The sequence below is a fragment of the Bradyrhizobium sp. 1200_D9_N1_1 genome, assembly GCF_052075915.1.
Classification (GTDB): domain Bacteria; phylum Pseudomonadota; class Alphaproteobacteria; order Rhizobiales; family Xanthobacteraceae; genus Bradyrhizobium; species Bradyrhizobium diazoefficiens.
Map to the genome: position 1 here is coordinate 4,829,927 of NZ_CP197226.1, position 21,894 is coordinate 4,851,820.

The following is a 21,894-nucleotide window of genomic DNA, read 5'->3' on the forward strand; positions in this document are numbered from 1 at the left end:
AATAAACGTTATAGTGCTCCTCCGACCCCGGTCAGGATGGAAAATCGGCCGACTTCACCTCGACGCGGTCGGCGTGAAGTGTCCAGTCGCGAATTGCGCGGAGTTCGCAGAACTCCTGCTTGGCCATTAGGGCCGCTTCCGCGCCGTCGTCCGCCTCAACGTCAATCGCGAGTTGGCAAGCCTCGCAAGGTTGGCCCCGGTCGCCAACCACATTCTTGAGAAAGCGGACAATGAAATGGGACATGAGCGTCTCGACGGTAGCGGAACGGCGATTTGGAATCTCCGCCCGGGTCAGTAGACAAAGGCCGGTGTTTCGAGCAGGTGATCATTCACGGTCGCCACGCCCGGAATTGCCTCGGCGGCTACGCGAATGGCCGTGCGTTCGGCCACGGACGGCGCGAAACCCCAGATATCGACCACGCCATTCTGCACAGTCGCGTTCACATTGAATGTATGAGCCCAGGGCTGCTTCCTGAGCTCCTCGAAGAACCTCTTCCTGATGACTGAATCGGGAAGCGAAATCTCGAGCTTTGGTCTGGCGCTCGCGATGGTCTGGAGCAGGTTGGCCCGGCTGACGATCCCGACGAGCTGACCTTCCTTGTTGACGATGGGAACGCGTTTGATCTGGCGCTCTTCGAGAAGCATGGCGATCTCGTGCAAGGGCGTCTCGGGTGCAGCGGTCGCGACCTCCTGCGTCATGACGTCCTGCACCTTGATTGAGTGCGACTTGACGTAGTCAGTCGCGAGCTGGGCATCGCCGGTTAGCAGGCGCAACCACCAGGAGGGGGAGCGTTCGGTCCCGCTCTCGGCCCTGTGCAGCAGATCGCCTTCGCTCACGATGCCGAGCACCTTGTTGTCGGCATCGACGACCGGCACGGCGCTGATCCGCCGTTCCAGCAGGATCTGCGCGACCTGGCGGACGGTTGCGTTTGGTCCGACCGTAACCACTGGCGACACCATCACGTCTCGTGCATGCATGATGAACCTCCATATCGTTTTCCGAGTTTAGGTAATCCTGCCCGATTGTAGGCTGACTGGCTTGATCGGGATCAAGCAGCGCAGCCTGCTGGGGAATAGGAATTTGACGCATGCAGCGAGGAGGCCGAAAATGATCAGGATACCACATCGTGCAATCGTGTTCGTCGGTGACGGAAGGAAGGCGCTGTTCCTTCGCAACGAGGGCGACGAGAAGTTCCCCAATCTGAAGACGGAGGCGGTGTTCGAGGAAGAGAATCCGCCCGCCCATTCCCAAGGTAGCGATCGCCCCGGTCGGATCAGCAAAGGCTCGCATTCGGAGCAGCGCAGTGCGGTGGAAATGACCGATTGGCATGAGTTCGAGGAGAAGCGCTTTGCGAGGCAGGTCGCAGCTGCGGCGGAGCGTCTCCTTCGCAGCGAGCATGCGACCTCCCTCATTGTCGTCGCGCCACCCCGCACGCTGGCGGAGCTTCGCTCGGCCTTTCACGCCGACGTGAGGTGTCGGATCGTCGGCGAACTCGACAAGGACCTCACCAAGCACCCCGTAGCCGAAATCGAAAAGCATCTGCGGGACGCGGTTTAAGGAGAGGATCGCCTTCGGGGCACCGCCAGACCCCGTCACTGGTCACATCGGGAGGCATGGCCGGCAGGTTTGATTTCGGTCAAGCGTCTGGCTGACCGCAAGGCGATAAACGGCCATCGCACACTTTTTCGGAGCATCGTCATGTCTGTCGCGAGCGTCATGGTCTACGTCGATTCCGAGCAGCAGGAAGCAGGGCAAGTCGCCGTTGCGGAGGGTATTGCGAGGACGTTCGGAGCGGCCATCCTGGGTGTTTCTGCGGTGGCGGTGGAGCCTCCCTTTGTCGCCGAAGGTGTCATCATCGAGCAGACCACCGAGGAAGACATCAAGCGCATAAAAGCAACGCTTTCGGCGAAAGAGGCTTGGTTCAAGCGGGTGGTCGGCCTGCCAAGCGAGACGGTCGAATGGCGCTGGGCACTCGATGATCCGACCGACTTTCTGGTCGAGCAGGCCCGCGCGGCAGACCTTGTAATCGTCAAGCGCAGGTCGCAGGCGGCCAGTCACTCCCACTTCCTCGATCCGGCCGGAGCCATGCTGCGGATGGGGCGCCCCACGCTATCTGTGCCGGAGCGCGTGACGGAGTTGTCTGGTGACCGCATCGTGGTCGGTTGGAAGGACACAAGGGAGGCGCGCCTCGCCGTTCGCGATGCGATGCCGTTTCTGACCAGAGCCTCGCAGGTCACAATAGCGGAAATCTGCGCGTCGAGCGAACAGGATGCGGCTCGCAAGCGGCTTCGCGACGTGGCCGGCTATCTTCAGCGGCATGGGGTGCAGTGCCAGCACGAGGTACGTGTCCATACGGCGGAACCGGACGGAGGCTACCTTATTCGGCTGGCGTCCGAGCTCGGCGCGGATCTCATTGTTACTGGCGGTTATGGACATAGCCGGTTGGGAGAATGGATCTTCGGCGGCATGACACGCAGCCTCCTGCAGGAGGCCAAAGTGTGCGTGCTGATGTCTCACTAGCGCAGAGCAGAGCGCATTGCTGGCAGGGCGGGTTCGATAGAGGCAGCAATGAAGGCAGCAGATGTCATGCGAACCTGGTTTGCAACGGTGAAGCCGAGCGCATCACTGCTCGATGCCATCCATCTGCTGCTCGAGACCAATCAGCGCGGCCTCCCGGTCGTTGACGGTGAAGGGGTGCTGGTCGGCATCATTTCGGAAGGTGATTTTCTTCACAGGCGCAAATTAGGCGTAGACTATCCTGAAGGGATTTGGCTCGAGTGGCCGCTAGGTAAAGACGAGGGGCAGCTCGCTCGTGAGAGAACCAGTGGCTTGCGCGTGGATGCCGTCATGAGCCGACATCCCGTCTGCGTCGATGAAAGCGCCACAATCGAGGAGGTCGTCAAGCAGATGGACATTTATCAGATCTCCCAGGTGCTAGTCCTTCGGGACAAAAAGCTTGCGGGTATAGTGGGGCGCACGGAGATGCTCGTGGCGCTCGAGCCGCGCCTGAGAAAATAGGGACATTTAGAACAGGCGCGCAGTGGAGCCGGCGAAGGGCCCGTTTTGCCCAAGATGGACGCTCTTTGTCACTGCTCCTGGTTCAGCGTAGATCTTATAAATCAAAAGTGCGACGGTGACCGCCTGCCCGGTAGGCTTGTCTCAGCGAGATTGGCCCGCTCTCAACGTCTCGAGGTAGGCCACGATAGCCTCAATCTGGTATTCCGAGAGCCTCGGATTTGGCATTAACTGTTCTGGTCCAAGACGACGATGGCTTGATGCCAAAAATCGTCGAAGTTCGTCAGCGGAGAACGACGGCCGGTTGACTATCTCCAGGAAGCCAGGTGGCGATGGGCGGAATGCAGGCGCTTCCCTTACCCCGTCGGAAACGACATGGCATGTCCCGCAAGATGAATGGGCTAGCGATCGCCCCTCAGTCACCTGGTCGACGAACAATTGGTTGGGCACCGGCAAGGTGAGCGGAATCTGGATCGCGACCGAGGGATACCCACTACCGCGGTGACAGGAGTTGCATTCGTTTGTCATGGTGGCATACGACGACATGAACCCGGGCAAGTCCTTCGAATGGATTGCCTGGCGTACTGCATCAAGTTGTCGCTTGGCACGATTGGCTTGCGACGGGTCAGCCTGCAACTTGCCCGTGGCTTCAAGATTGGCGTCGATTTGTTGAAGCTCGTAGTCGGCCAGGCCCCAATTGCTCAGCTTGCCCGCAAACCATAGCTTTGCGTGCTGAAGCTGAAGTCTGGTCATGAGATCGGACAGTGTTGCAGACGGGTCGGCCGGCGTCCCGACGCTGGGCGCCGACAGCGTTACAAGAATCGCGACCGAGAGAAGCGTTTTCAGGCGCATGATCGAAGACTTCCGATATTGGTTGTCAAGTTGCCATCTCCGCCCGTCCCGGCGTTGATCTCGATCAAGACGTTAGTTGACGCAGCAAATACCTCTTTGTCTCCGGAGTGAAGGCGTGCGGGCGTATCAGATAATGTCACGGCAGGTAGTGTCGATACGGCCCGAGGCTCCGATCACGGACGCAATCAAAGTGATGCTTGCGCATCATATCAGCGGGCTGCCTGTCGTGGATTCGGCCGATAATCTCGTCGGCATTATATGCGAGAGCGATTTTCTCAGGCGGAGCGAGATCGGAACCGAGCATGAGCGCAATCGATTGCTTTCGCTCCTGCTCGGGGCTGAGCGAGTCGCCAGCGAGTTCGTGAAGGAGCGCGGTCGCAAGGTCGAGCAGGTGATGACCCGTCAGCCTGTGACCACCAACGAGCAGGCACCTCTCGATGAGGTGGCGGACGTGATGGAGCGTCGGCACCTGAATCACATTCCGGTCATGCGCGCTGATCGTATCGTCGGAATCATCACACGTTCCGACTTCCTGTCCGCCGTTGCTGGACCACTGACAGGCGCTTCGGGCTATTCCGGGAGCGACAATCAGCTCCGTCGGGCGGTTCTCGCCGCGCTGGCCAAGACACCGTGGCAGCCGATCGGCTTGAACGTCAGGGTAAGGGACGGCGCGGTCTCGCTCCGTGGTGTTATCAGGGGCGAGAGCGCACACCGCGCTGCCATCGTAGCTTGCGAGAACGTTCCTGGCGTTCTTCGAGTAGATGACCGCCTCTGTGTTCAGCCTTCCCGTCCGGACCCGGAGGACGATTACGGTGGAGGCGATTTCGTTTCGCTCCAGATGGAGCCCTCCACGCTGGATGACGAACCGCTGTAGCGCCGAGAGGAGCGGGCGGCGTCAGTCGAGCTCGCGGTCTCGTTTCATAATCGCTGGTAGATCTCCATACTGTTCGATGACGACACGCAGTCGGGACTGATCTTACCCCTATGGTATCAGTCGCCCTCACGCAGTGATGACCGATGGTGCTCCAAAGCCGCCAAATCGGGGGGCGCAAGGGTCAAGCTGAGCGCAGATGCGCTTCATTCGGCCGTCCGGGCGTCCTGTTCGCTTAGGGTTAGTCTCGCCGCGCGGACAGCGCGGGAGACCAGTCTCCCGACCGATGAGGAATAGAGCGCGATTTCAAGAGCCGCGTAGAGGGCAAATAGTATCAAGACCTTGACTAGTTCGTTGCTCATTTGATGTCCTCGGCCGATCGAGCTAGATCGAGTCCTTCCCAATTTGTGCCATTTCGGTGAGGGCGTGGCTTCGGTGGGGCTTGTAGACGGTGTGCGTCGCCGTGATCTGCGCACTTGTTGCTGGATGAGTTAGCCGCACGGTCAGTGTTGCCGCCACGATTGCAATGCCGACGAGTAGCACAGAGACCACCACCTTCAGGTGGGTTGCCCTGTCCGCGGTGTAAATCGAGTGATTCATTGCGGGCTCCACTGGCAAGCCGAACGCTGTACTGGAGAACCCTTCGTACCGCATCAGGCGACGGGCCTAAATTCGGGAGCTTCACCTAAGTAGGTATCCGTAGGCCTGGTTTCGCGAGAAGGGCGAGGCAGAGTTTGCGAATCCTCAAATCGCGCCTGCCTCAGATCACTAGGCTGCTGTTCAGGTAACTTCACTTGGATTGCCTGAGAGGTGGCCATGCTACGCAATATCTTGCGCCGAGATTGGATCGCCGTCGTCGTATGCAGTCTGGCGCTGGTTTTCGGTGTCGCCGGTTGTTGGGCCAAGGACTATAAAGATCCAGGAGAGATGTTTCCGACGACGGACTTTACCGCTCTTGTGAAGCGCGTCTCGCCTGCTGTGGTTGGAATACGAGGCTGGGGCGTGGCATCAGAGCCGCGAGTATTTGATCCCGAAGCCAGCTTTCCAGACCCTCCTTCGCCTCGAGAGTGGCAGGGAGCGGGCGTCGTGGTCGACGCCCTGGCAGGCTTGATTGTCACTGCAAATCACTTGGTTGCAAACGCGACCGTCGTACAGGCACGTCCCCAGGACGGACGAGCGCTTGATGCCGTTGTGCTGGTAAGATCCGAGCGAGATGACGTTGCGCTACTCCGGGTCGAACCCGGCAACCTTCAGGCGTTGACTCTGGAGAACCTGGGTACGCCCGACGTGGGGGAGCCGGTGATCACGATTGGAAATCCGCAAGATTGGGGACAGAGCGTGACGTTTGGCATCGTGTCAGCTTTGCATCGTTCCTGCCCAGGCATTGCGAGCAGCGATCTGATCCAATCAGACGTCCTGGTCAGCCAGGGCAGTTCGGGCGGCGCGCTGGTGAATCTGAAGGGTAAGCTAATCGGCGTCGTCGTTGCGCGAAAGAGTGGCTTTGCTTTTGCAGCGCCAGCAGACGCGGTCAGGAGGCTTTTTGCGGCTGCCCAGTAGGGTCCCTCCTGCGCGGATCTGCGCATCAATGGCGAAACCGCGAGCGCCCGGAAATCCGCGCGGCTTCACCAGCCCTCGGGGCGTATCTGCTTAGTGGGGGACGCCTCGGTCACGCCCGGAGTAGGCGGCGATCAAGCCGACAAGAGCCGTGACGAGGAGCATCGTTACAATGGTTTGAATGAGGCCGAAGTTCAACGCGTCTCGCGAAACGAACAGCGCCGTGATCGGCGCTGCTATCGTAAAGAGAACCCGGACGATCCATCCAAGCATAGCGGCTTCCAATTCGCCGGCGTTCAGCCCGCGGCCCTCAAGTCTTCCGGCGATTCCACGTAGTAGCCGGTGTATGAATCAACTAAGCAAAGGTGGTCATGGACTTCCTTGACACCGCTGGTGTTTTCGGCGGCGACGATCGTCGCCCGCCGCGCTTCGTCGATCGTAATCAGGCCGTGCAGATGGACGACGCCCTTGCGGACATCGACCCTGGAGCCGATCGGACGCCAGTCGGCGGCGTTGACCGCTCGCGTGATACGCTCGCGAATGTGCTCGTCATCGGCGGTCGGGTCCGGAATCTCGTGTGCGAGGCTTGCCATCGCCTGCAGCAGATTACTTCTCGTAACGATCCCGATCGTCGCCTCGCCGCGCATCACCGGGACGCGTTTAATGTCGTGCTTCTCCATCAAGTCGACCACGTCGACCAGGGATGTCTCTTCCCGGGCCGAGACAACCTGCCGCGTCATGACATCTTCCACCTTTCGGCCGCTTTCGTGAACAAACTCGGCCGCTGCCCGTCGAGGTCCCATGAAGAATTTGAGCCAGGCCGCGTGCTTGCGACCGGTGCCAATTTCGCTGCGACGGAGGAAGTCGCTTTCCGAGACAATGCCAACGAGATTGCCGGCATCGTCGATGACAGGTAGGCCGCTAATGTGCATCCGGAGCATGATCTTGGCGGCTTCTTCGATCGTCGTATGAGGCGTCACGGCAACAACGTCTCTGGTCATCACGTGAAGTGCGTGCATGACGTGCCCTCAATATCGATAGTGTTGCAAATGTGGGGCGAGGCTGCGCTCGATGCAGCCCCGCCTTGGCAGGCTCAAGCCGCCTTCACGTTGATCGTCTTGGCCGGTTTCTGCGCCTCCTCGGTTTTCGGAAGCACGACCTTCAGCACGCCGTTCTTGAAGGTAGCCTCGATCTTGTCGGCGTTGACGCTCTCCGGCAGGGTGAAATAGCGCTCGAAGGTGCCGTAGCGGCGCTCGGAGACGTAGTAGTCCTTATTCTTTTCCTCGGTCTCCTCGCGCTTCTCGCCCTTGATCGTAAGACCGCCGTTGGCGACCTTGATGTCGATGTTCTTCTCGTCGAGACCCGGAAGCTCGGCCGTAATCTCATACGCTTTGTCACTCTCGGCGACGTCTACGGCCGGCGCAGAGATCGACTTCGAGAAGTCGCGCTCGAGCCGTGCCAGCGAACGGAACGGTCGGTTCCAGAAGCCGTTACCGAAATCGTCAAAGATCTGGTCGATTTCGTTTCTCAATGCCTGAAAGGGTCGCCAAGTCTCTCCGGCGACAGCGGGGGCTGTGGGGGATTTTGTGACGGGCAGCTTGGTTTCGGTTGCCATGATGATATCTCCTTCCGAGGTTTGACCATCTCGGTCGCGAAAGGAGATTAGCCACGGTCGTCGGTTTGAAATTTGATTTTGCTCAAGCCGGAAATTGAGCCGGCGAATTTCGTTGAATCGACAGACTGCGACATTTCTCCAGAAACGCGCTGTCAGAGTTCCAAGAAAGGTGTGCCGCGAAATCGTTGCCCTGCACGTGTCCGCGCGAAAATGCGGCAAGGAGGCAGACGTATTTCAATTTACGAACAACCGCGACGCTCAATCGCTATGTGCCGATTTCGGCACCCAGCGGTCCGCGAGTTTCATGTATGAGCGCTTGACGGCGGACCAAGCCGTTCGATGTGCTATCTCTTCCTGGCGAATGTCTCCGACATGCGAGGCAAAGGAGTGGTTGAACGCCTCCCTGTAGATGTCCAGGGCGTGAGGCGGCAGGTGACGTCGCAATCTCGCGGGAAGATCATCGTTTGATCGATAAGGCATCGTTCCTGTCTCCCGCCAAGCGCGGTCCTCGATTGAATCGAACGGCGGTGGCCGAATGCGGGAACTCTCTGCGTGATAAGGACCGCTACTGCACCGCCAAGTCCGGTTCGGGCAGTCTCTCGCGTTTCGGCTCCGGGATTTCCGTCATCGTCGCTTCGGTCAGAAGGAGCACGCTCGCGACCGAGACCGCGTTTTCGAGGGCTGTCCGTACGACCTTGACCGGATCGACGATGCCAGCCGCGACGAGATCGACATAGACCTTGCGGGAGGCATCGAAGCCAATGCTGCCTTCACCTTCGAGCATCCGCGCAACCACGACGCCTCCGTCGGCCGCGGAATTCTCGGCAATCTGGCGCGCCGGAGCCTCAAGAGCGCGTCTCAGGATCTGTACGCCGGTCCGCTCGTCGCCCTCACAGGCCGCTTCCTCCTTGGCCACGGCCGCGACTGCACGGAGCAGAGCCAGCCCGCCACCGGGCACAATGCCTTCCGCGACCGCCGCTTTCGTCGAACTGATTGCATCGTCCAAAGCTTCCTTCTTCGCCTTCATTTCGGCCTCGGTCGGCGCTCCCACCCGGATCACCGCGACGCCTCCCGACAGCTTGGCGAGGCGCTCTTCGAGCTTCTCGCGATCGTAATCGCTAGTCGTCTTTTCGATTTCGACCCGGATCTGGCCCAGTCGTGCATCGATGCGGGTGCGATCGCCACCGCTGCCGATCAACGTTGTATTCTCCTTGTCGGCGACCACGCGCGCGGCACGACCGAGTTGTTGCAGGGTGGCGTTCTCCAAGTTCAAGCCGATCTCTTCCGAGATCACCTGAGCGCCGGTCAATATCGCGATATCCTCGAGCATGGCCTTGCGCCGGTCACCAAACCCGGGGGCCTTGACGGCGCAAGCCTTGAGCACGCCCCGCAATTGATTGACGATGAGAGTGGCCAGCGCTTCGCCCTCGATGTCCTCGGCAATGATCAGAAGCGGCTGACCGCTCTTGGCGACCTGCTCGAGAAGGGGAACCAGATCGCGCAATGCGCCGATCTTGTGGTCGCAGAGCAGGACGTAGGGATCCTGCAACACCGATTCCATCCGGTCGGCATCGGTGATGAAATAGGGTGAAAGAAAACCCCGGTCGAATTTCATTCCCTCGACGACGTCCAGAAGCGTTTCGGTCGTCTTGGACTCCTCGACCGATATCACGCCGTCGCCGCCGACCTTCTCGATCGCATCGGCTACGAGTTCGCCGATCGACGCATCGTTGTGGGCCGAAATCGTGGCGACTTGCACCTTCTCCGCCCTGGATTTTACGGGCGTTGCCATAGCGCGCAATGCGGCGATGGCGGCCTGCGTTCCGCGATCGAGGCCACGTTTGAGGTCGATCGCGCTCGCGCCAGCCACAACATTGCGAACCCCGTCCGACAGGATGGCATGTGCAAGGATGGTAGACGTGCTGGTGCCGTCGCCGACGACGTCGCCGGTTTTCTCCGCGAGCTGACGCAACACCTGAGCGCCAAGGTTCTCTTCGGCATCCTTCAAGTCGAATTCCTTGGCAATGGTGACCCCGTCGTTGCAGACGATCGGCGCTCCCCATCCCTTCTGGATCAGGACTGATTTCGACTTCGGGCCGAGCGTCACGCGCACCGCGTCTGCAAGGAGAGACGCGCCGCGCAAGATCTTCTCGCGGGCTGCTGAATGGAACAGGACTTGTTTGTGTGCCATTTCAATGCCTCAAGGTGTCGTAGTTGGCGTTACCCTGCGCGCCACTTTTGTACGACTGCGTCCGGCTCAGTTTGATCTTGGTCAACCAGAGGCGGAGGTTATTGAGCCGGCCGGTGAAGAAGTGGCTGATCGGGACTTGACCTAGCGCAATCCGCCAAAGGCATCGCGGCGGTATTTCTGAACCCAATAGTTGAGAGGAGGGGATCGCCAGATGAACCGGTGCGATCCGTGCAGCGTAGCCATGGCCGAACAAAGTCTACCATTACCAAATCAAAGACGCATCGACCCGATTTCCGTCGCGTCGGCCTGGTCGGGCATCATCACTCATAAATGGTTCCTCCTGACGGTTGTTGTCCTGCTCGGCCTTGGCGCATGGCAGGGCATCCGGGTCCTGCTCGGACCTGCCGTCGTGGTCGATCGGGTCGCACGTGGACGATTGGTTGAAACCGTAGTGGCGAGCGGGCATGTCGAGACGCCATACCGGGTGGAGATCGGCAGTCAGATTACCGGGACCGTGGAGGATGTGCTGGTCCAGGAGGGCGAGAGGGTCACCAAGGGCCAGCCGCTGATTGCCCTTGAGGCGCGTGAGTCGAAGGCGAGCGTGGTGCAAGCGCAGGGCGCGGTCGCGCAGGCCGAAGCGCGCATCAGGCAGCTCGAGGAGCTCACGCTTCCTTCGGCGAAGGAAGCGCAGACCCAGGCCGAGGCGACGCTTCGGAACGCCCAGCAGACTTATGACCGTACCGCGCAGCTCGAACGCAACCGGCTATGCGACGCGAGCCGCCCTCGACGACGCGCAGAAGACGCTCGATGTCGCGCGTGCCGCAAAGCGCGCGACGGAATTTCAGGTCTATACCGCGAGCCCCGGCGGCAGCGATCACGTCATGGCGCAGACACAGCTCAATCAGGCACGCGCCAACCTCGACACCGCAGAATCTCGCCTGGGCTATGCCACGATCGTTGCCCCCCGCGACGGCGTTCTCATCACCCGTAGCGTGGAACGCGGCACCGTGGTGCAGGCGGGGAAGGCCTTGTTGGTTCTGGCCCCCTCGGGTGAACTGCAACTGGTGCTCCAGATCGATGAGCGGAACCTCGGCAGGCTCGCGCTCGGGCAGACGGCGCTCGCATCTGCCGATGCCTATCCGGATCGGCACTTTTCTGCGACCGTCACCTACATCAATCCCGGCGTCGACATTTCCCGCGCGACCGTGGAGGTGAAACTGACGGTAAAGGAGCCGCCGGACTATTTACGTCAGGATATGACGGTCTCGGTCGACATTGAGGTCGCAGCGAAGGACAATGCCGAGGTCCTTCCTGTGCGCTCGGTGCGTGAGATCCTGTCGGGGCAAGCATGGGTGATGACCGTAAAGAACGGCCGGGCCGCAAAGCATCCGGTGAAGGTCGGCTTGCGCGGCAACAGCCAGATCGAAATTGTCGAGGGGATGCAGCCCGGCGACATTGCGATCCCGCAGAGTTCCGGCGTCCTTACCGGGCAGCGCGTGCGCCCCGTCCTGCCATGAACCACTGGCTCCCATTCGAGTGGATTGCCGCCGTACGATTCCTGCGAGAGGGGAGGTTGCAAACCATCTTCATCGTCGGCGGCATCTCGATCGGCGTCGGTGTGATCGTCTTCATGTCTGCGATGCTCGCCGGCCTCGAGGCGAATTTTATCAAGCGCGTGCTGACCTCCCAGCCCCAGATCCAGCTCCTCACGCCGGATCAGGTGGCGCGTCCCTTGCGCAATGCCGCCGGGGAGATCGAGGATGCTGCAGTGCAGCGTCCGAGCCAGCGGGTGATCTCGATCGACCAGTGGCCGAAGATCCGCGGCCAGATGCTCGCCATGCCCGAAGTCACCGCGGTCTCGCCGACCATCACCGGATCTGTTCTGGCCATACGTGGCGACGCCAGCCGGGCGGTGACGCTGACAGGGATCGAACCGGAAACGTATTTCGACATCGTCAAGGTGCCGGACTACATCGCGGCCGGCGAGGCGCGTTTGACCAGTGAGGACGTCATCATCGGCACCGAACTCGCCAAGAATCTCGGAGCTACCGTCGGCGACAAGCTGAACTTGCAAGCCACGGCCGGCGCCAATCGAGTGCTGACGATTTCCGGTCTGATCGATTTCGGCAACAAGGGTGTCAATCAGCGTGCCAGCTTCGTCGCGCTGCGGACGGGACAGTCGCTTCTCGGCATGCGCCTTTGCCGACGGGCGAATCGAAGTCCTGGACGTCCGCCGTCTGGATGCCCCGATCCTTGGCTTCGTTCACGATGGCATCGGCGAGAGGATGTTCGCTGGCGCGTTCCACGCTGGCGGCGAGCCGCAGCACCTCCGCGCCGGTGATTCCCTCAGCGGGGACCACAGCGACGACCTTCGGCTTGCCTTCGGTCAACGTGCCCGTCTTGTCGACGACCAGCGTGTCGATGCGCTCCATGCGCTCGAGCGCTTCGGCGTTCTTGATGAGGACGCCCATGTGAGCGCCGCGCCCGACGCCAACCATGATCGACATCGGAGTGGCCAAACCCAGCGCGCAGGGACACGCGATGATGAGGACGCTGACGGCGGCGACGAGGCCGAACGCGAAACGTGGCTCGGGACCGTAGAAAGCGTTGATGATCATTTCCGGCGTGCAGAGTTTCTGCCAGTCGGCGGTCATGTCGATCGTCTTGCCCTTCTGGCCATCGGCCTTGTCCACGAATTCCTTCTTCGTCTCGGACATCACAGGCTTGCCATGCGCCAGCGCGTTGCGGAGCCGCCTCATGGCGCTGATTGAGCTGTAAGGCCGCTTACCCCAATCGGGGGTGATCTTCAGGTGCTGGCAGATCTTGTCGATCTTCTTGTAGTACTCGTCCCACTCATTCCACAGCACGAGCTTGCGGCTGCCGACGGCGTTCAAATAGGCCTCGAACGAGAACGCCAGCATCGTGCGGGCGGCCATGCACGTGAAGGTCATGCCTTCCCCGTCCTTGTCGGCCACCTTCTTCTTGACCATGTCGGTGAACCACAGCGCGGTCGCTCTCGATGGTGTTGTGGATGTTGTGATTGACGACCTGGTGAGCTTCCTTGTGAAACTTCTTGTCCATTTCCGCCCCCTTATACCCCGCCAAGCCAACTTGGCCGTCTTCGGCGCAAAGCCTAGCTTCAGTTCAATCAGCGGGAGGTTGTATGGCTGCAAGTTGGCGCTGGGTCCGACCGTCGCAATGGGAAGCCGCCTGCAGACCGCCATCGGAGAAGACCACATGCGCGAGCTCATGGGGCGGAGCCGTGCCGGCGACCTGGTGAAAATCCGCGAGGCCGCATTGTATGTCGCGCAGGGTGCCGGCGGGCTGATCACGCCCAGTAGCGCGGTGTCGTTCCAGACGTCGCGGGAGCTCTTATTGCTGGCGATCGAGGCCTTCGACGACGGATCCCATGCGACCGACGCGCTGTTCTCGCGGTGGGCGGGCGTCTAAGACCCGCTCTCCGGCCGCCAGCCACAACCAGTGGTGGATTAGACGACGGTGGGTATGGTTTCGATGGTGTCTTCCCGGGTAGGTTGCCAGGGCGAGGGGGCCTACACTGGTTTCACTGGGGGGCTGCACGAGGTGAAAGTAAAGCGTCTGACAATCTCGAATTTCCGGGGCGTTGCCCACGGTGTCGTGCATCTGGCGGGGCACACACTCCTGGTCGGCGGCAACAACGTCGGGAAATCGACGGTTTGCGAGGCTCTCGACCTCGTGCTGGGGCCCGAGCGGCTCTATCGCCGGCCGGTGATCGACGAGCATGACTTTCATTGCGGCCGGTATCTCGACGATCAGAAGGAGCCGATCGAGGTTCGCGTCGAGGCCGTGCTGACGGATCTTCCACAGGAGGCTGAGCTTCGATTTCACCGTCACCTTCGGCGGTGGGATGACGTCACCCGCGATTTCGCGGATCAGGGCGCTGGCGGACCGGCAGACGGAGATGGAGCGCAGAAGCGCTGGGCTCTCCCCATCGTGTTCATCGGCCGATATGACAAGGCGGAGGACGACTTCGTCGGCAACACCTTCTTCGACCACCCCATTGAGCCCCTTGATGACGACGAAGCGGCTGAGCTGGCATTGGGAGCTGGCCGCAGATTGTTCGGTCGGGATCACAAACGGCTTTGCGGATTCGTATTCCTTCGTACGCTGCGCACCGGTTCGCGGGCGCTTAGCCTTCAGCGTGGGTCACTGCTCGACACCGTGCTGCGCCTCGGCGGGACGGGGCTGACCGACATGTGGCAGGACACGCTCGACCGACTGCAGGGCATGAAGCCGCCGATTGGCGAGGTGCCTCAGCTCAAACAAATTCGGGCCGACATTCGCGAGCGCATGGCGCGCTTCGTGTCCCTGGCGCCAGGTGACGCAGCGACAGCGTTTTTCGCCTCAGAGCTTACGCGGGAGAACTTGCGCGAGGTCGTGCGGTTGTTTATCGCCGCCGAACCCGTTGGCCACAGCGTGCCGTTTGCGCGGCTCGGGACCGGTTCGATCAACCTGTTGGTGTTTGCGCTGCTGACGGTTATTGCTGAACTGAAGGAAAAGCAGTCGGTCATCTTCGCGATGGAGGAGCCGGAAATTGCGCTGCCGCCTCACACACAGAGGCGGGTCAGTCGTTTCGTGCTCAGCGAGATGGGGCAGGCGATCGTCACCTCGCATTCGCCTTATGTGATCGAGCAGTTTGAGCCCCAGGACATCGTGATCCTTTCCCGTCAGCCGAACGGCGTGCTGGAAGGCGCGCCCATCGACCTGGGGGACTTCAAGACGAAGAGTTTCAAGACCGAACGCCGGCAATTCGCCGAGGCGATCCTTGGCCGTGGCGTGCTGGTCGTGGAGGGGGCTTCGGAGGTTGCGCTATTCCCGGAGGCTTCAACGATCCTGGAACGGTCTTTGGGCGCCGATGTTTACATGCACCTCGATTTCGCGGGCATACTCGCCGATGAGATTTGCAAAAACCGTGCGCTTGCGACGTGCAAGGCAGATGCTCCTGGAAGGGAATCCGAAAACTTCCGTTTCCCAAATCGCTTTCAAATGCGGTTTCGGCAATCTGGGCCATTTCGCCGGTGATTTCCGGCAAATGTTCGGGGAGCTTCCCTCCGAAGTGTTCGCGCGAGCACAGCGAGCGAGGTAGAGTCCGAACGCATGTAATCAAGATGGGGCGGCGTTTCGCGCCGCCGCTCAGCATCTCTGCCGAGTCGAAATTCGAGTTGTAACTGCGCGCCGGGGCCGTCCCCGACCGCACGGCTGGCTCAATCTCGGTATTCCGCATGGGGGCAAAACTCGGTGTACGTCTCGGCCGACGTAAGCAACCTCTCAGAAGCAAACTCCGCCCGGAGGGGCCGCGCGGCGAGGTTCTGTGCGGACAGGGAAAGGTGACTCCCATCTAGCCGCGAAGGTTATTGTTGCTTTTGGATTGTCGTGAGTGTCCCACGCGGAGTTGCGGGGACGTCTCTGGCTTCTTCTTCGGCTAGGAGCGTTCGGATGAGGGCCCGCTTGTCCTCATTCTTCTCCTCCTCAAGTCGCCGGTATAGGCGGATATGCGGCTGCCTCGTTGCGGTGGTACGAAGCGCAAGCCGTCGTCGGACATCTTCGACGTAGCGCGCCACTTCGCAGAAATGCCATCATCTATCGTCGCTCTGGCTCAGCGAAGGGCTTTGCTGAGCAACACTATTCCGAGCAGGATGATCAATATCGGTGCCAACGGCCAGGGAAACTGCAGAAGCATCCACACGCCTCCTGCGAGAAAAGCTACGCCGCAGGCAATCCAGAACAGGTCAACCTTATTGTCCATGCTCCAGTGGAAAAACTGCGCCGCTAGAGTGAGGACGCCGACGCCCACAAGAAACCAGTCCCACGGCACCCCCATTAGCATGGCGATGCCTACCCAAATGAAGAACGCGGCCCACGCGACAGAGTCGATTCTCCGCGCAGTTTCGCTCGCAGAGCCTTCGCTGAAGGCTGGTTGGATGCTGTTCATCACACGTGCACCGGACAGAGGTTGGAGAGACCAGCGTAAGCACCAGTGATCAAAATGAACGGCGCAAAAACAAAGAGCCACTCGGCCAATTCGGTACTGCAAACAATATTCGATCACGCAGAACGTCACTGGCTGTGTTGATCTGGATCAACTCAAGCCTCGCTCCTCCTGACATCCGGTTCGGGTCAACAACGGGCATCGCGGCGCTGTCTTACCTTGGGCCGCTCTCAGTCCTAAAGCCGACATCACGGCGTTTGAGGTGGTGGGCAGCAAAGGGCCATGAGCCGACATCGCTCCAATCAAGCGGCGGTACTTGTCAGGCTCCTTAGCGGCCGTAGGGGAAGCAGCGGTTGCGATCGAGTGTGAGACCGAAATGCGCTCCCAGCGCAGCGATGGCCGCTTCCTGCTGAGGATAAGGATCGGCATTGGATGCGGCAACGATGATGATCCGGAACCCGCCGCGATCCTTGCCACCCGGTGGCAGCATCGCTGTAGTCAGTGCATTGCCCTCCCTGTCGCGCAACGTGAGGAAAAGCGGCATCTCTCGCTGTACATGGGCCTCGAGGCCGATGTCGCGCTCGATCGCGTTGGGCCGCTCCGGACGCCAGGACTGGACTGCCTTCTCCCGCTCGCGGCAGAAATATTTCTCGACTGTGTGGCTCATCAGGCGCGACTCATGCGCCGCTTCACCTTCCGTCTCGATACGGAACCAGGTCTTACCCTTCGGCGCGTCGCAAACGTACTGCATTTCGCCCGTCCTGCGATCGCCGCAATTCTAGGGCGGCCGGCCTGCAAAGCCAATATGAGACTAGCTCCCGTGTATAGCGCTGCACGACCAGAGGGGCTAAGAGTTCTTGATTGGACGTTGAAGTTCTAGTGAGCCCAAACCATAGTAGGCCGAACCGGAACAATCCACTTCAAGGAGCGTACCGATGCATGACGTAAGGGAAAAGCAACGCGAAGCCCGCCGGAAGATCATTCGCCAATGGGCGAAGCTTCCGAAGGATAAACGGCAGTCTATGGAGGGGATTTCTGAATTCGCCAGGACCGCCGCTCAGCAGAACGAGAAAGCATTCGTCCGCAGTCGTCGCGATCCGCATGAGAAGATCATGGGATGGCTATTGCCGCGTGCTCACCTCTGAACGACTGAGTCCTCTGCACATCCTTCGAAGGCGACACCGAAATTTCGGCAAAGTCATCGAATGTCCTGCCGTGTCCGAACCCCCGGCAGGGCCGCTACAAAGCGACGAGATAACTGTGAAGCCGAAAGCAACCATCATCGTCGCAGCGCTGCTAGCTGCAACGGCTGCACATGCCGAGACGATCGATCTGAAATGCTGGGCGCGGGGCCTTACGGGTAGCGAGCGCAACTCGGTCTACATAACGGGGAACAGGTCACCGTTAATCTGGACGAGGGGACGATGCACTCTCGGACATTCGGAAGCAATTTGGCCGTCCACGTCACGGATACGCACTTGTTCTTTGAGACGGCGCTTACGCTCGGCAACATTTGGCAACATCTGTTCGACCCGACCGCTGTCTGGCAAGGTTTCATCAACCGCGTCGACGGCACGCTTAAGGCGCATAAACGCGACGGTACTGTCATCAGCGGGCACTGCCAGCTGGTCGGCTGAACCTGCCCATGTCGCAGATGGGTCAATCTCGCCATTCTTGCAGTTGGCCAGCCACGTCCGATCTACCCTCAACTTCAGACATACCGCTGCACCACGACAACGGAAGCGACGGGCCACCTGCGGAAGTTGCATCGTTTCGAGCTAGAATTCGGTCGGGGCCGATGCCGAGCATCCGCAATTCGCTGTTCACCGTCCCGAGAGAGGTAATCTCAAACGAAAAGTCGCACCGCCGTCAATTTTGTTCTCCGCCCCGATGCGCCCGTTATGAGCTTCAACAATTGTGCGGGCAATGGCCAAACCCATTCCCATGCCGTGAGGCTTTGTCGAAAAAACGGGTTGAATATCTCCTTGAGTTGGTCAGGGTCGATGCCTGCACCGACATCTGACACTGAAACCTCGCCAAAATTGCCGTCACGCGCCGTCGAGATTGTTACCTTTCGATCCGCGCGAGGAACGTTTTCCATTGCGTCAGCTGCGTTTACGATTAGGTTTACGAGGATCTGCTGAATTTGGACTTGATCGCCCTTGAACGGCAACAGCTCGGAACAATTCACGCTATTAAGATCACATTTCCTCATAGCTGCGTATGGAGAAAGCATTTGGACCGTATCGCGTACAATGTCGTTCAAGTCAGCACTGGTAACTTTGGACGGCGCCTTCTTGAGCAAGTTGCGCAGGCGCAGGATTACTTCAGACGCCCGCTTGTTATCGCGGTGTATGTCATCGACGACTTCGCTGATATCTCTTAGGTCTGGCGCTGGTGATTTGAGCATCAGTTGCAGCGTCTCGGCGTTGGTTAGAATAGCCCCAAGCGGCTGATTAATTCCGTGCGCTATCGACGCAGTAAGTTCGCCGGCCGTCGAATAGCGGTTAAGATGAGCAAGTTCTGCTGAACGACGGCTCGCCTCAATTTGAAAATACTGACGGCGGCGGCGCTCCAACAGTAGAGCCCAAATCGTTGCGCTCTGAAACAGTATGATCGCGCAGACGAGTGCGATTTGCCCACGATATCGCTCCCACGAGGTCCGATCACGAAAGTAAATCTCGCTTCCTGGAGGCAAGCGGTCTTCAGCAATCCGCCAGCGCTGCATCTCACGCCAGTCAAATCGTGGCGTCGAAAACTCCAGGGGAGGGATCCTGATATCGCCAGCCCTGTCACCTCTGAGGATGCGAATCACAGCGGCGGCTGTGGCGAGGCTCGTATCATGCACTGCGTTGAAGGGGCCGCCAACAGCGCCTTGTCCGATGAGTGGTTCAGTGTAACCAAAAATGGGTGCATTCGAGATCGCATGAAGTCTCCTGAAAGCTTCATCGCCTTCGTGCACAACTCCTTGCGCATCGACATTCATTCCCTCCCACAAGATTGCGGAGTGTGGTGCGAGACGAGCAGCCTCTTTCAGTATGTCTTCGAATGACAGATTGTCCCAGAATGTTAGTTCGACGCGGTCAGCTAAGGGCGTCGCTTCCTTACGAATTGCGTCCGACCAGAAGCGCTCGTTGGGAGACGTGCCGTTCACGATTGCGACGTTTTTGGTGTCAGGCAGCACCCTCAGGATGTTCTCCAAAAGGGCCTTGTAGTTTATCCGAATAGGTACGACAGCGTCGTTCTGCGTAAGTGTGACGTATTGGACGCGACGTTGCTCGAGGGTGGTAAGCACCATCGGGGTAGAAGTGAATAGCCGGTCGCGGTATTGCTGCACAAAGTTCGCCGCTGGCGCGCCGATGCTTACAATCACGTCGGGAGGTTTTTCGGCAAATAGAGCGGTGAGGTAGTCAACGAACGGAATGTCCGGATTACTATTATTGTGGCGAGCTGAAATGAGGGAATGGTCCGTAATATCAAGAAGCCAAGGCGATTGCCTTTTCAGCTCTTCCCGAATGCCTTGAGAATAGTCGCTCCAAGGCCTCATCTCGGTGCCGAACGAATGCAGCAACATGACTTGCTTATTATCGCTCGCCGAAACGACCGCTTCAGGCGATACAGCGAGGAGAAAAACAACAAGTCCCAAAGCGCCTGAAATACGATTCATGAACGCAAGCCGAATGCGCGGTATAGCCGGTATCGTCGGCAAAGCTCGCAGATGTTGACTCGGATACAAGATCCACTCGAACGCACGGCCCGGCCGGGAGACGTCCGCTAATGGGATGGTCCGGCCGTGCTCCTGCCCCGCCAGCGATAAGCTGGCCAGGGGCGCCAAGACAAGGAGCACGCCATGTCCCAGACACCCAGTACCGCGATCGCCGTGATCGGCATCGATATCGGCAAAAACTCGTTCCACGTCGTGGGCCACGATACGCGCGGCACCGTCGTGCTGCGGCAAAAGTGGTCGCGTGGCCAGGTCGAGGCGCGGCTCGCCAATATGCCGCCTTGCCTGATCGGCATGGAAGCCTGCGTCGGCGCACATCATTTGAGCCGCAAACTCGCATCGTTAGGTCACGATGCCAGGTTGATGCCGGCCAAATATGTCCGCCCTTATAGCAAAGGACCGAAGAACGACTTCAATGACGCCGAAGCGATTGCCGAAGCCGTGCAGCGCCCGACGATGAAGTTCGTGGCGACCAAGACCGCGGAGCAACTGGATCTGCAGGCGCTGCATCGGGTGCGCGAGCGGCTGGTGTCGCAACGCACCGGCATCATCAACCAGATTCGCGCCTTCATGCTGGAACGCGGGATCGCGGTGCGCCAGGGTATCGGCTTCCTGCGCACAGAACTGCCCACCATCCTTGCGACGCGCACCGATGCCCTGTCGCCACGCATGTTGTGTGTCATCGAGGAGTTGGCAGGCGACTGGCGTCGGCTGGATCAGCGCATCGATAGGCTCTCCGGCGAGATCGAAGCACTGGCCCGTCAAGATCAGGCATGTTCGCGCCTGATGACGGTGCCTGGCATCGGGCCGATCATTTCGAGCGCCATGGTGGCCGCGATCGGCACTGGAGACGTCTTCTCCAAAGGCCGTGACTTCGGCGCCTGGCTCGGGCTGGTGCCCAAGCAGATCTCGACGGGAGACCGCACGATCCTCGGCAAAATCTCAAGGCGCGGCAATCGCTACCTCCGCGTTCTGTTCGTCCAGGCGGCATGGGTGGTGCTGGTCAGGATCAAGAACTGGGAACGTTACGGACTCAGATCCTGGATCGAAGCCGCCAAGAAGCGATTGCACCACAACGTGCTGGCGATCGCACTCGCCAACAAGCTTGCCCGCATCGCCTGGGCGGTGCTGGCTAAAGGACGCGCCTTCGAGCTGACAAGGACCAACGATGCAGGCGTCCGACCCGCTTGATCGTCGCGCCGTGCTCGGCGCGGTCAAGGCGCGGCCTGGCAACGCCGGAGCCAGCCGCAAGCAAAGCGCAACGGCCGGCCTTGACCGCCCGTGCGCGCGACGCGACGCACGTCCTGCGGGCCGGGACGAAGGAACGGCCCCTGGCTCGAACACAGGAACTGCGAGGTAGGAGGAGCAAGCGATGACGTAACCCCATCAACAGGTTCCAGCCGAGGTCTGCGAGAGGATGAGACGAGATGGAGGTTCGGTCTTCCCGGCGCATGCGAACACTGGTGACCCAAATGGCCCAATCGAGGCCTGTCCGCTAATGAGAACGCACGCGCGCTGATATCCATGATGGCCCGGAGAAAATGCTCCAATCAAAGGCCGGATACATTGATGCAAGACCACACCACCTGATCGACGAACCTCTTGCTACGCACGGCCGGACCGTACATCTGGGTCAATCGGGCCGGTTTTACCTTCCGCCAGCCACGTCCGTCTCCCCCGAACAACGAGCATCGTTAGACGGGCTCGGCTCGTCCCTTTTGTGGCTTCCGTCCTCTGCGAACAGGCGAATTGCTGATGATAAAAACGTAAACGGATACGAACCTGGCTTGCCGTGTGCCGCGCCAAGGTCGTGCCCCGCAAAAAGTGCCTTACCGCCGCACCCCTACGCGATTGACGCCACCATTTAAATTGCCACCGGCGTTATGACGGACCGCAGCGCGCGCCACCGGACGAGGCCTGAGCACGACGCCTGCCCGGGCAACGCAGCCGCTCGGATATTCAACGTACTGGCAGTACACGACCGCCTTGGCTGGGGCTGGATTGAGAGTGAGACCTGCAAGCCCTAACAAGGCGCTGGCAGCAATCCCGGTAACAGTCGCTGACTTGATCGAAAGACGCCTCCGCATGGCGGACCTCCTCTTC

General features: G+C 60.0%; 22 protein-coding genes and 5 pseudogenes. 13 read left to right on the forward strand and 14 right to left on the reverse strand.

Features of this window, described 5'->3' with window-relative positions; translation table 11 throughout:
* Positions 1–31: 31 nt before the first annotated feature.
* Positions 32–244, reverse strand: coding sequence for a hypothetical protein (locus AB5K84_RS23245; RefSeq protein ID WP_038967483.1), 213 nt, complete (start codon positions 242–244; stop codon positions 32–34).
* A 47-nt stretch (positions 245–291) separates the two neighbouring features.
* Positions 292–978, reverse strand: coding sequence for a CBS domain-containing protein (locus AB5K84_RS23250; RefSeq protein ID WP_011087416.1), 687 nt, complete (start codon positions 976–978; stop codon positions 292–294).
* A 130-nt stretch (positions 979–1,108) separates the two neighbouring features.
* Between AB5K84_RS23250 and AB5K84_RS23255 the strand changes: the two genes are divergently transcribed.
* The 3 genes from AB5K84_RS23255 (at position 1,109) to AB5K84_RS23265 (ending at position 3,019) form a co-directional block, all read left to right on the forward strand.
* On the forward strand, positions 1,109–1,558 hold the full coding sequence (locus AB5K84_RS23255; RefSeq protein WP_011087415.1) for a baeRF12 domain-containing protein: 450 nt from the start codon (positions 1,109–1,111) through the stop codon (positions 1,556–1,558).
* A gap of 69 nt (positions 1,559–1,627) precedes the next feature.
* On the forward strand, positions 1,628–2,521 hold the full coding sequence (locus AB5K84_RS23260) for a universal stress protein (protein ID WP_236842253.1): 894 nt from the start codon (positions 1,628–1,630) through the stop codon (positions 2,519–2,521).
* A gap of 48 nt (positions 2,522–2,569) precedes the next feature.
* Entirely contained in the window at positions 2,570–3,019 is a 450-nt protein-coding gene (locus AB5K84_RS23265; protein WP_038967484.1) for a CBS domain-containing protein, read from the forward strand.
* Between the two features lie 141 nt (positions 3,020–3,160).
* On the opposite strand, the gene AB5K84_RS23270 is transcribed toward AB5K84_RS23265, so the two are convergent.
* On the reverse strand, positions 3,161–3,868 hold the full coding sequence (locus tag AB5K84_RS23270; protein ID WP_011087412.1) for a c-type cytochrome: 708 nt from the start codon (positions 3,866–3,868) through the stop codon (positions 3,161–3,163).
* 133 nt (positions 3,869–4,001) lie between these two features.
* Here AB5K84_RS23270 and AB5K84_RS23275 point away from each other — a divergent pair, with 133 nt between their 5' ends.
* Positions 4,002–4,742: a CBS domain-containing protein gene (locus AB5K84_RS23275; protein WP_166436504.1), complete on the forward strand. Its 741-nt coding sequence runs from the start codon at positions 4,002–4,004 to the stop codon at positions 4,740–4,742.
* 381 nt (positions 4,743–5,123) lie between these two features.
* Here the strand turns inward: AB5K84_RS23275 and AB5K84_RS23280 are convergent, their stop codons facing one another.
* Positions 5,124–5,339 carry a hypothetical protein gene (locus AB5K84_RS23280; RefSeq protein WP_133415020.1) on the reverse strand — a complete coding sequence of 72 codons (216 nt, stop codon included), beginning with the start codon at positions 5,337–5,339 and terminating at the stop codon, positions 5,124–5,126.
* A 216-nt stretch (positions 5,340–5,555) separates the two neighbouring features.
* Here AB5K84_RS23280 and AB5K84_RS23285 point away from each other — a divergent pair, with 216 nt between their 5' ends.
* Positions 5,556–6,296, forward strand: a complete 741-nt coding sequence (locus AB5K84_RS23285; RefSeq protein WP_051000372.1) for a S1C family serine protease — start codon at positions 5,556–5,558, stop codon at positions 6,294–6,296.
* 293 nt (positions 6,297–6,589) lie between these two features.
* Here the strand turns inward: AB5K84_RS23285 and AB5K84_RS23290 are convergent, their stop codons facing one another.
* The 4 genes from AB5K84_RS23290 to groL all read right to left on the reverse strand — a co-directional run bounded on the left by AB5K84_RS23290 (position 6,590) and on the right by groL (position 10,099).
* Positions 6,590–7,312 carry a CBS domain-containing protein gene (locus tag AB5K84_RS23290; RefSeq protein ID WP_038967494.1) on the reverse strand — a complete coding sequence of 241 codons (723 nt, stop codon included), beginning with the start codon at positions 7,310–7,312 and terminating at the stop codon, positions 6,590–6,592.
* A gap of 74 nt (positions 7,313–7,386) precedes the next feature.
* Positions 7,387–7,908 carry an Hsp20/alpha crystallin family protein gene (locus AB5K84_RS23295; protein ID WP_011087408.1) on the reverse strand — a complete coding sequence of 174 codons (522 nt, stop codon included), beginning with the start codon at positions 7,906–7,908 and terminating at the stop codon, positions 7,387–7,389.
* A gap of 258 nt (positions 7,909–8,166) precedes the next feature.
* Positions 8,167–8,388 carry a ChaB family protein gene (locus tag AB5K84_RS23300; RefSeq protein WP_011087407.1) on the reverse strand — a complete coding sequence of 74 codons (222 nt, stop codon included), beginning with the start codon at positions 8,386–8,388 and terminating at the stop codon, positions 8,167–8,169.
* Between the two features lie 85 nt (positions 8,389–8,473).
* Entirely contained in the window at positions 8,474–10,099 is a 1,626-nt protein-coding gene (groL, locus tag AB5K84_RS23305) for a chaperonin GroEL (protein ID WP_011087406.1), read from the reverse strand.
* A 241-nt stretch (positions 10,100–10,340) separates the two neighbouring features.
* Here groL and AB5K84_RS23310 point away from each other — a divergent pair.
* Both AB5K84_RS23310 and AB5K84_RS23315 read left to right on the forward strand, forming a co-directional pair.
* Positions 10,341–11,616: pseudogene (locus AB5K84_RS23310) on the forward strand (efflux RND transporter periplasmic adaptor subunit).
* A pseudogene (locus AB5K84_RS23315) lies at positions 11,613–12,293 on the forward strand (ABC transporter permease); the annotation flags it as partial. The pseudogenes AB5K84_RS23310 and AB5K84_RS23315, both read left to right, overlap by 4 nt.
* On the opposite strand, the pseudogene AB5K84_RS23320 reads toward AB5K84_RS23315, so the two are convergent.
* Positions 12,292–12,705, reverse strand: a pseudogene (locus AB5K84_RS23320) (HAD-IC family P-type ATPase); the annotation flags it as partial. The pseudogenes AB5K84_RS23315 and AB5K84_RS23320 sit on opposite strands and share 2 nt — an antisense overlap.
* A gap of 631 nt (positions 12,706–13,336) precedes the next feature.
* Between AB5K84_RS23320 and AB5K84_RS23325 the strand changes: the two are divergent.
* The 3 genes and pseudogenes from AB5K84_RS23325 (at position 13,337) to AB5K84_RS23335 (ending at position 15,224) form a co-directional block, all read left to right on the forward strand.
* Entirely contained in the window at positions 13,337–13,549 is a 213-nt protein-coding gene (locus tag AB5K84_RS23325) for a hypothetical protein (RefSeq protein WP_162494102.1), read from the forward strand.
* Between the two features lie 63 nt (positions 13,550–13,612).
* Positions 13,613–14,758, forward strand: a pseudogene (locus AB5K84_RS23330) (ATP-dependent nuclease); the annotation flags it as partial.
* Positions 14,759–15,074: 316 nt separating this feature from the next.
* Positions 15,075–15,224, forward strand: a complete 150-nt coding sequence (locus tag AB5K84_RS23335) for a helix-turn-helix domain-containing protein (protein WP_236842252.1) — start codon at positions 15,075–15,077, stop codon at positions 15,222–15,224.
* A 510-nt stretch (positions 15,225–15,734) separates the two neighbouring features.
* On the opposite strand, the gene AB5K84_RS23340 is transcribed toward AB5K84_RS23335, so the two are convergent.
* Together AB5K84_RS23340 and AB5K84_RS23345 are read right to left on the reverse strand one after the other, a co-directional pair.
* Positions 15,735–16,070: a hypothetical protein gene (locus AB5K84_RS23340; RefSeq protein WP_028175781.1), complete on the reverse strand. Its 336-nt coding sequence runs from the start codon at positions 16,068–16,070 to the stop codon at positions 15,735–15,737.
* A 325-nt stretch (positions 16,071–16,395) separates the two neighbouring features.
* Positions 16,396–16,818, reverse strand: coding sequence for a hypothetical protein (locus AB5K84_RS23345; protein WP_011087400.1), 423 nt, complete (start codon positions 16,816–16,818; stop codon positions 16,396–16,398).
* Positions 16,819–17,002: 184 nt separating this feature from the next.
* Between AB5K84_RS23345 and AB5K84_RS23350 the strand changes: the two genes are divergently transcribed.
* Together AB5K84_RS23350 and AB5K84_RS23355 are read left to right on the forward strand one after the other, a co-directional pair.
* Positions 17,003–17,212 (forward strand): hypothetical protein, encoded by a 210-nt coding sequence (locus AB5K84_RS23350; protein WP_011087399.1) that lies wholly within the window; start codon positions 17,003–17,005, stop codon positions 17,210–17,212.
* Positions 17,213–17,545: 333 nt separating this feature from the next.
* Complete coding sequence (locus AB5K84_RS23355) at positions 17,546–17,704, forward strand: hypothetical protein (RefSeq protein WP_157839484.1); 159 nt, start codon at positions 17,546–17,548, stop codon at positions 17,702–17,704.
* 186 nt (positions 17,705–17,890) lie between these two features.
* Here the strand turns inward: AB5K84_RS23355 and AB5K84_RS23360 are convergent, their stop codons facing one another.
* The gene (locus AB5K84_RS23360) at positions 17,891–18,013 is read right to left on the reverse strand and encodes an ATP-binding protein (RefSeq protein ID WP_342714476.1); all 123 of its coding nucleotides are present in this window, start codon (positions 18,011–18,013) and stop codon (positions 17,891–17,893) included.
* Between the two features lie 74 nt (positions 18,014–18,087).
* A pseudogene (locus AB5K84_RS23365) lies at positions 18,088–19,734 on the reverse strand (sensor histidine kinase); the annotation flags it as partial.
* Between the two features lie 183 nt (positions 19,735–19,917).
* On the opposite strand from AB5K84_RS23365, the gene AB5K84_RS23370 reads away from it, so the two are divergent.
* Positions 19,918–20,982, forward strand: coding sequence for an IS110-like element ISBj4 family transposase (locus AB5K84_RS23370; RefSeq protein ID WP_011087397.1), 1,065 nt, complete (start codon positions 19,918–19,920; stop codon positions 20,980–20,982).
* Positions 20,983–21,620: 638 nt separating this feature from the next.
* Here the strand turns inward: AB5K84_RS23370 and AB5K84_RS23375 are convergent.
* Positions 21,621–21,878, reverse strand: a complete 258-nt coding sequence (locus tag AB5K84_RS23375) for a hypothetical protein (RefSeq protein ID WP_082901090.1) — start codon at positions 21,876–21,878, stop codon at positions 21,621–21,623.
* Positions 21,879–21,894 lie beyond the last annotated feature (16 nt).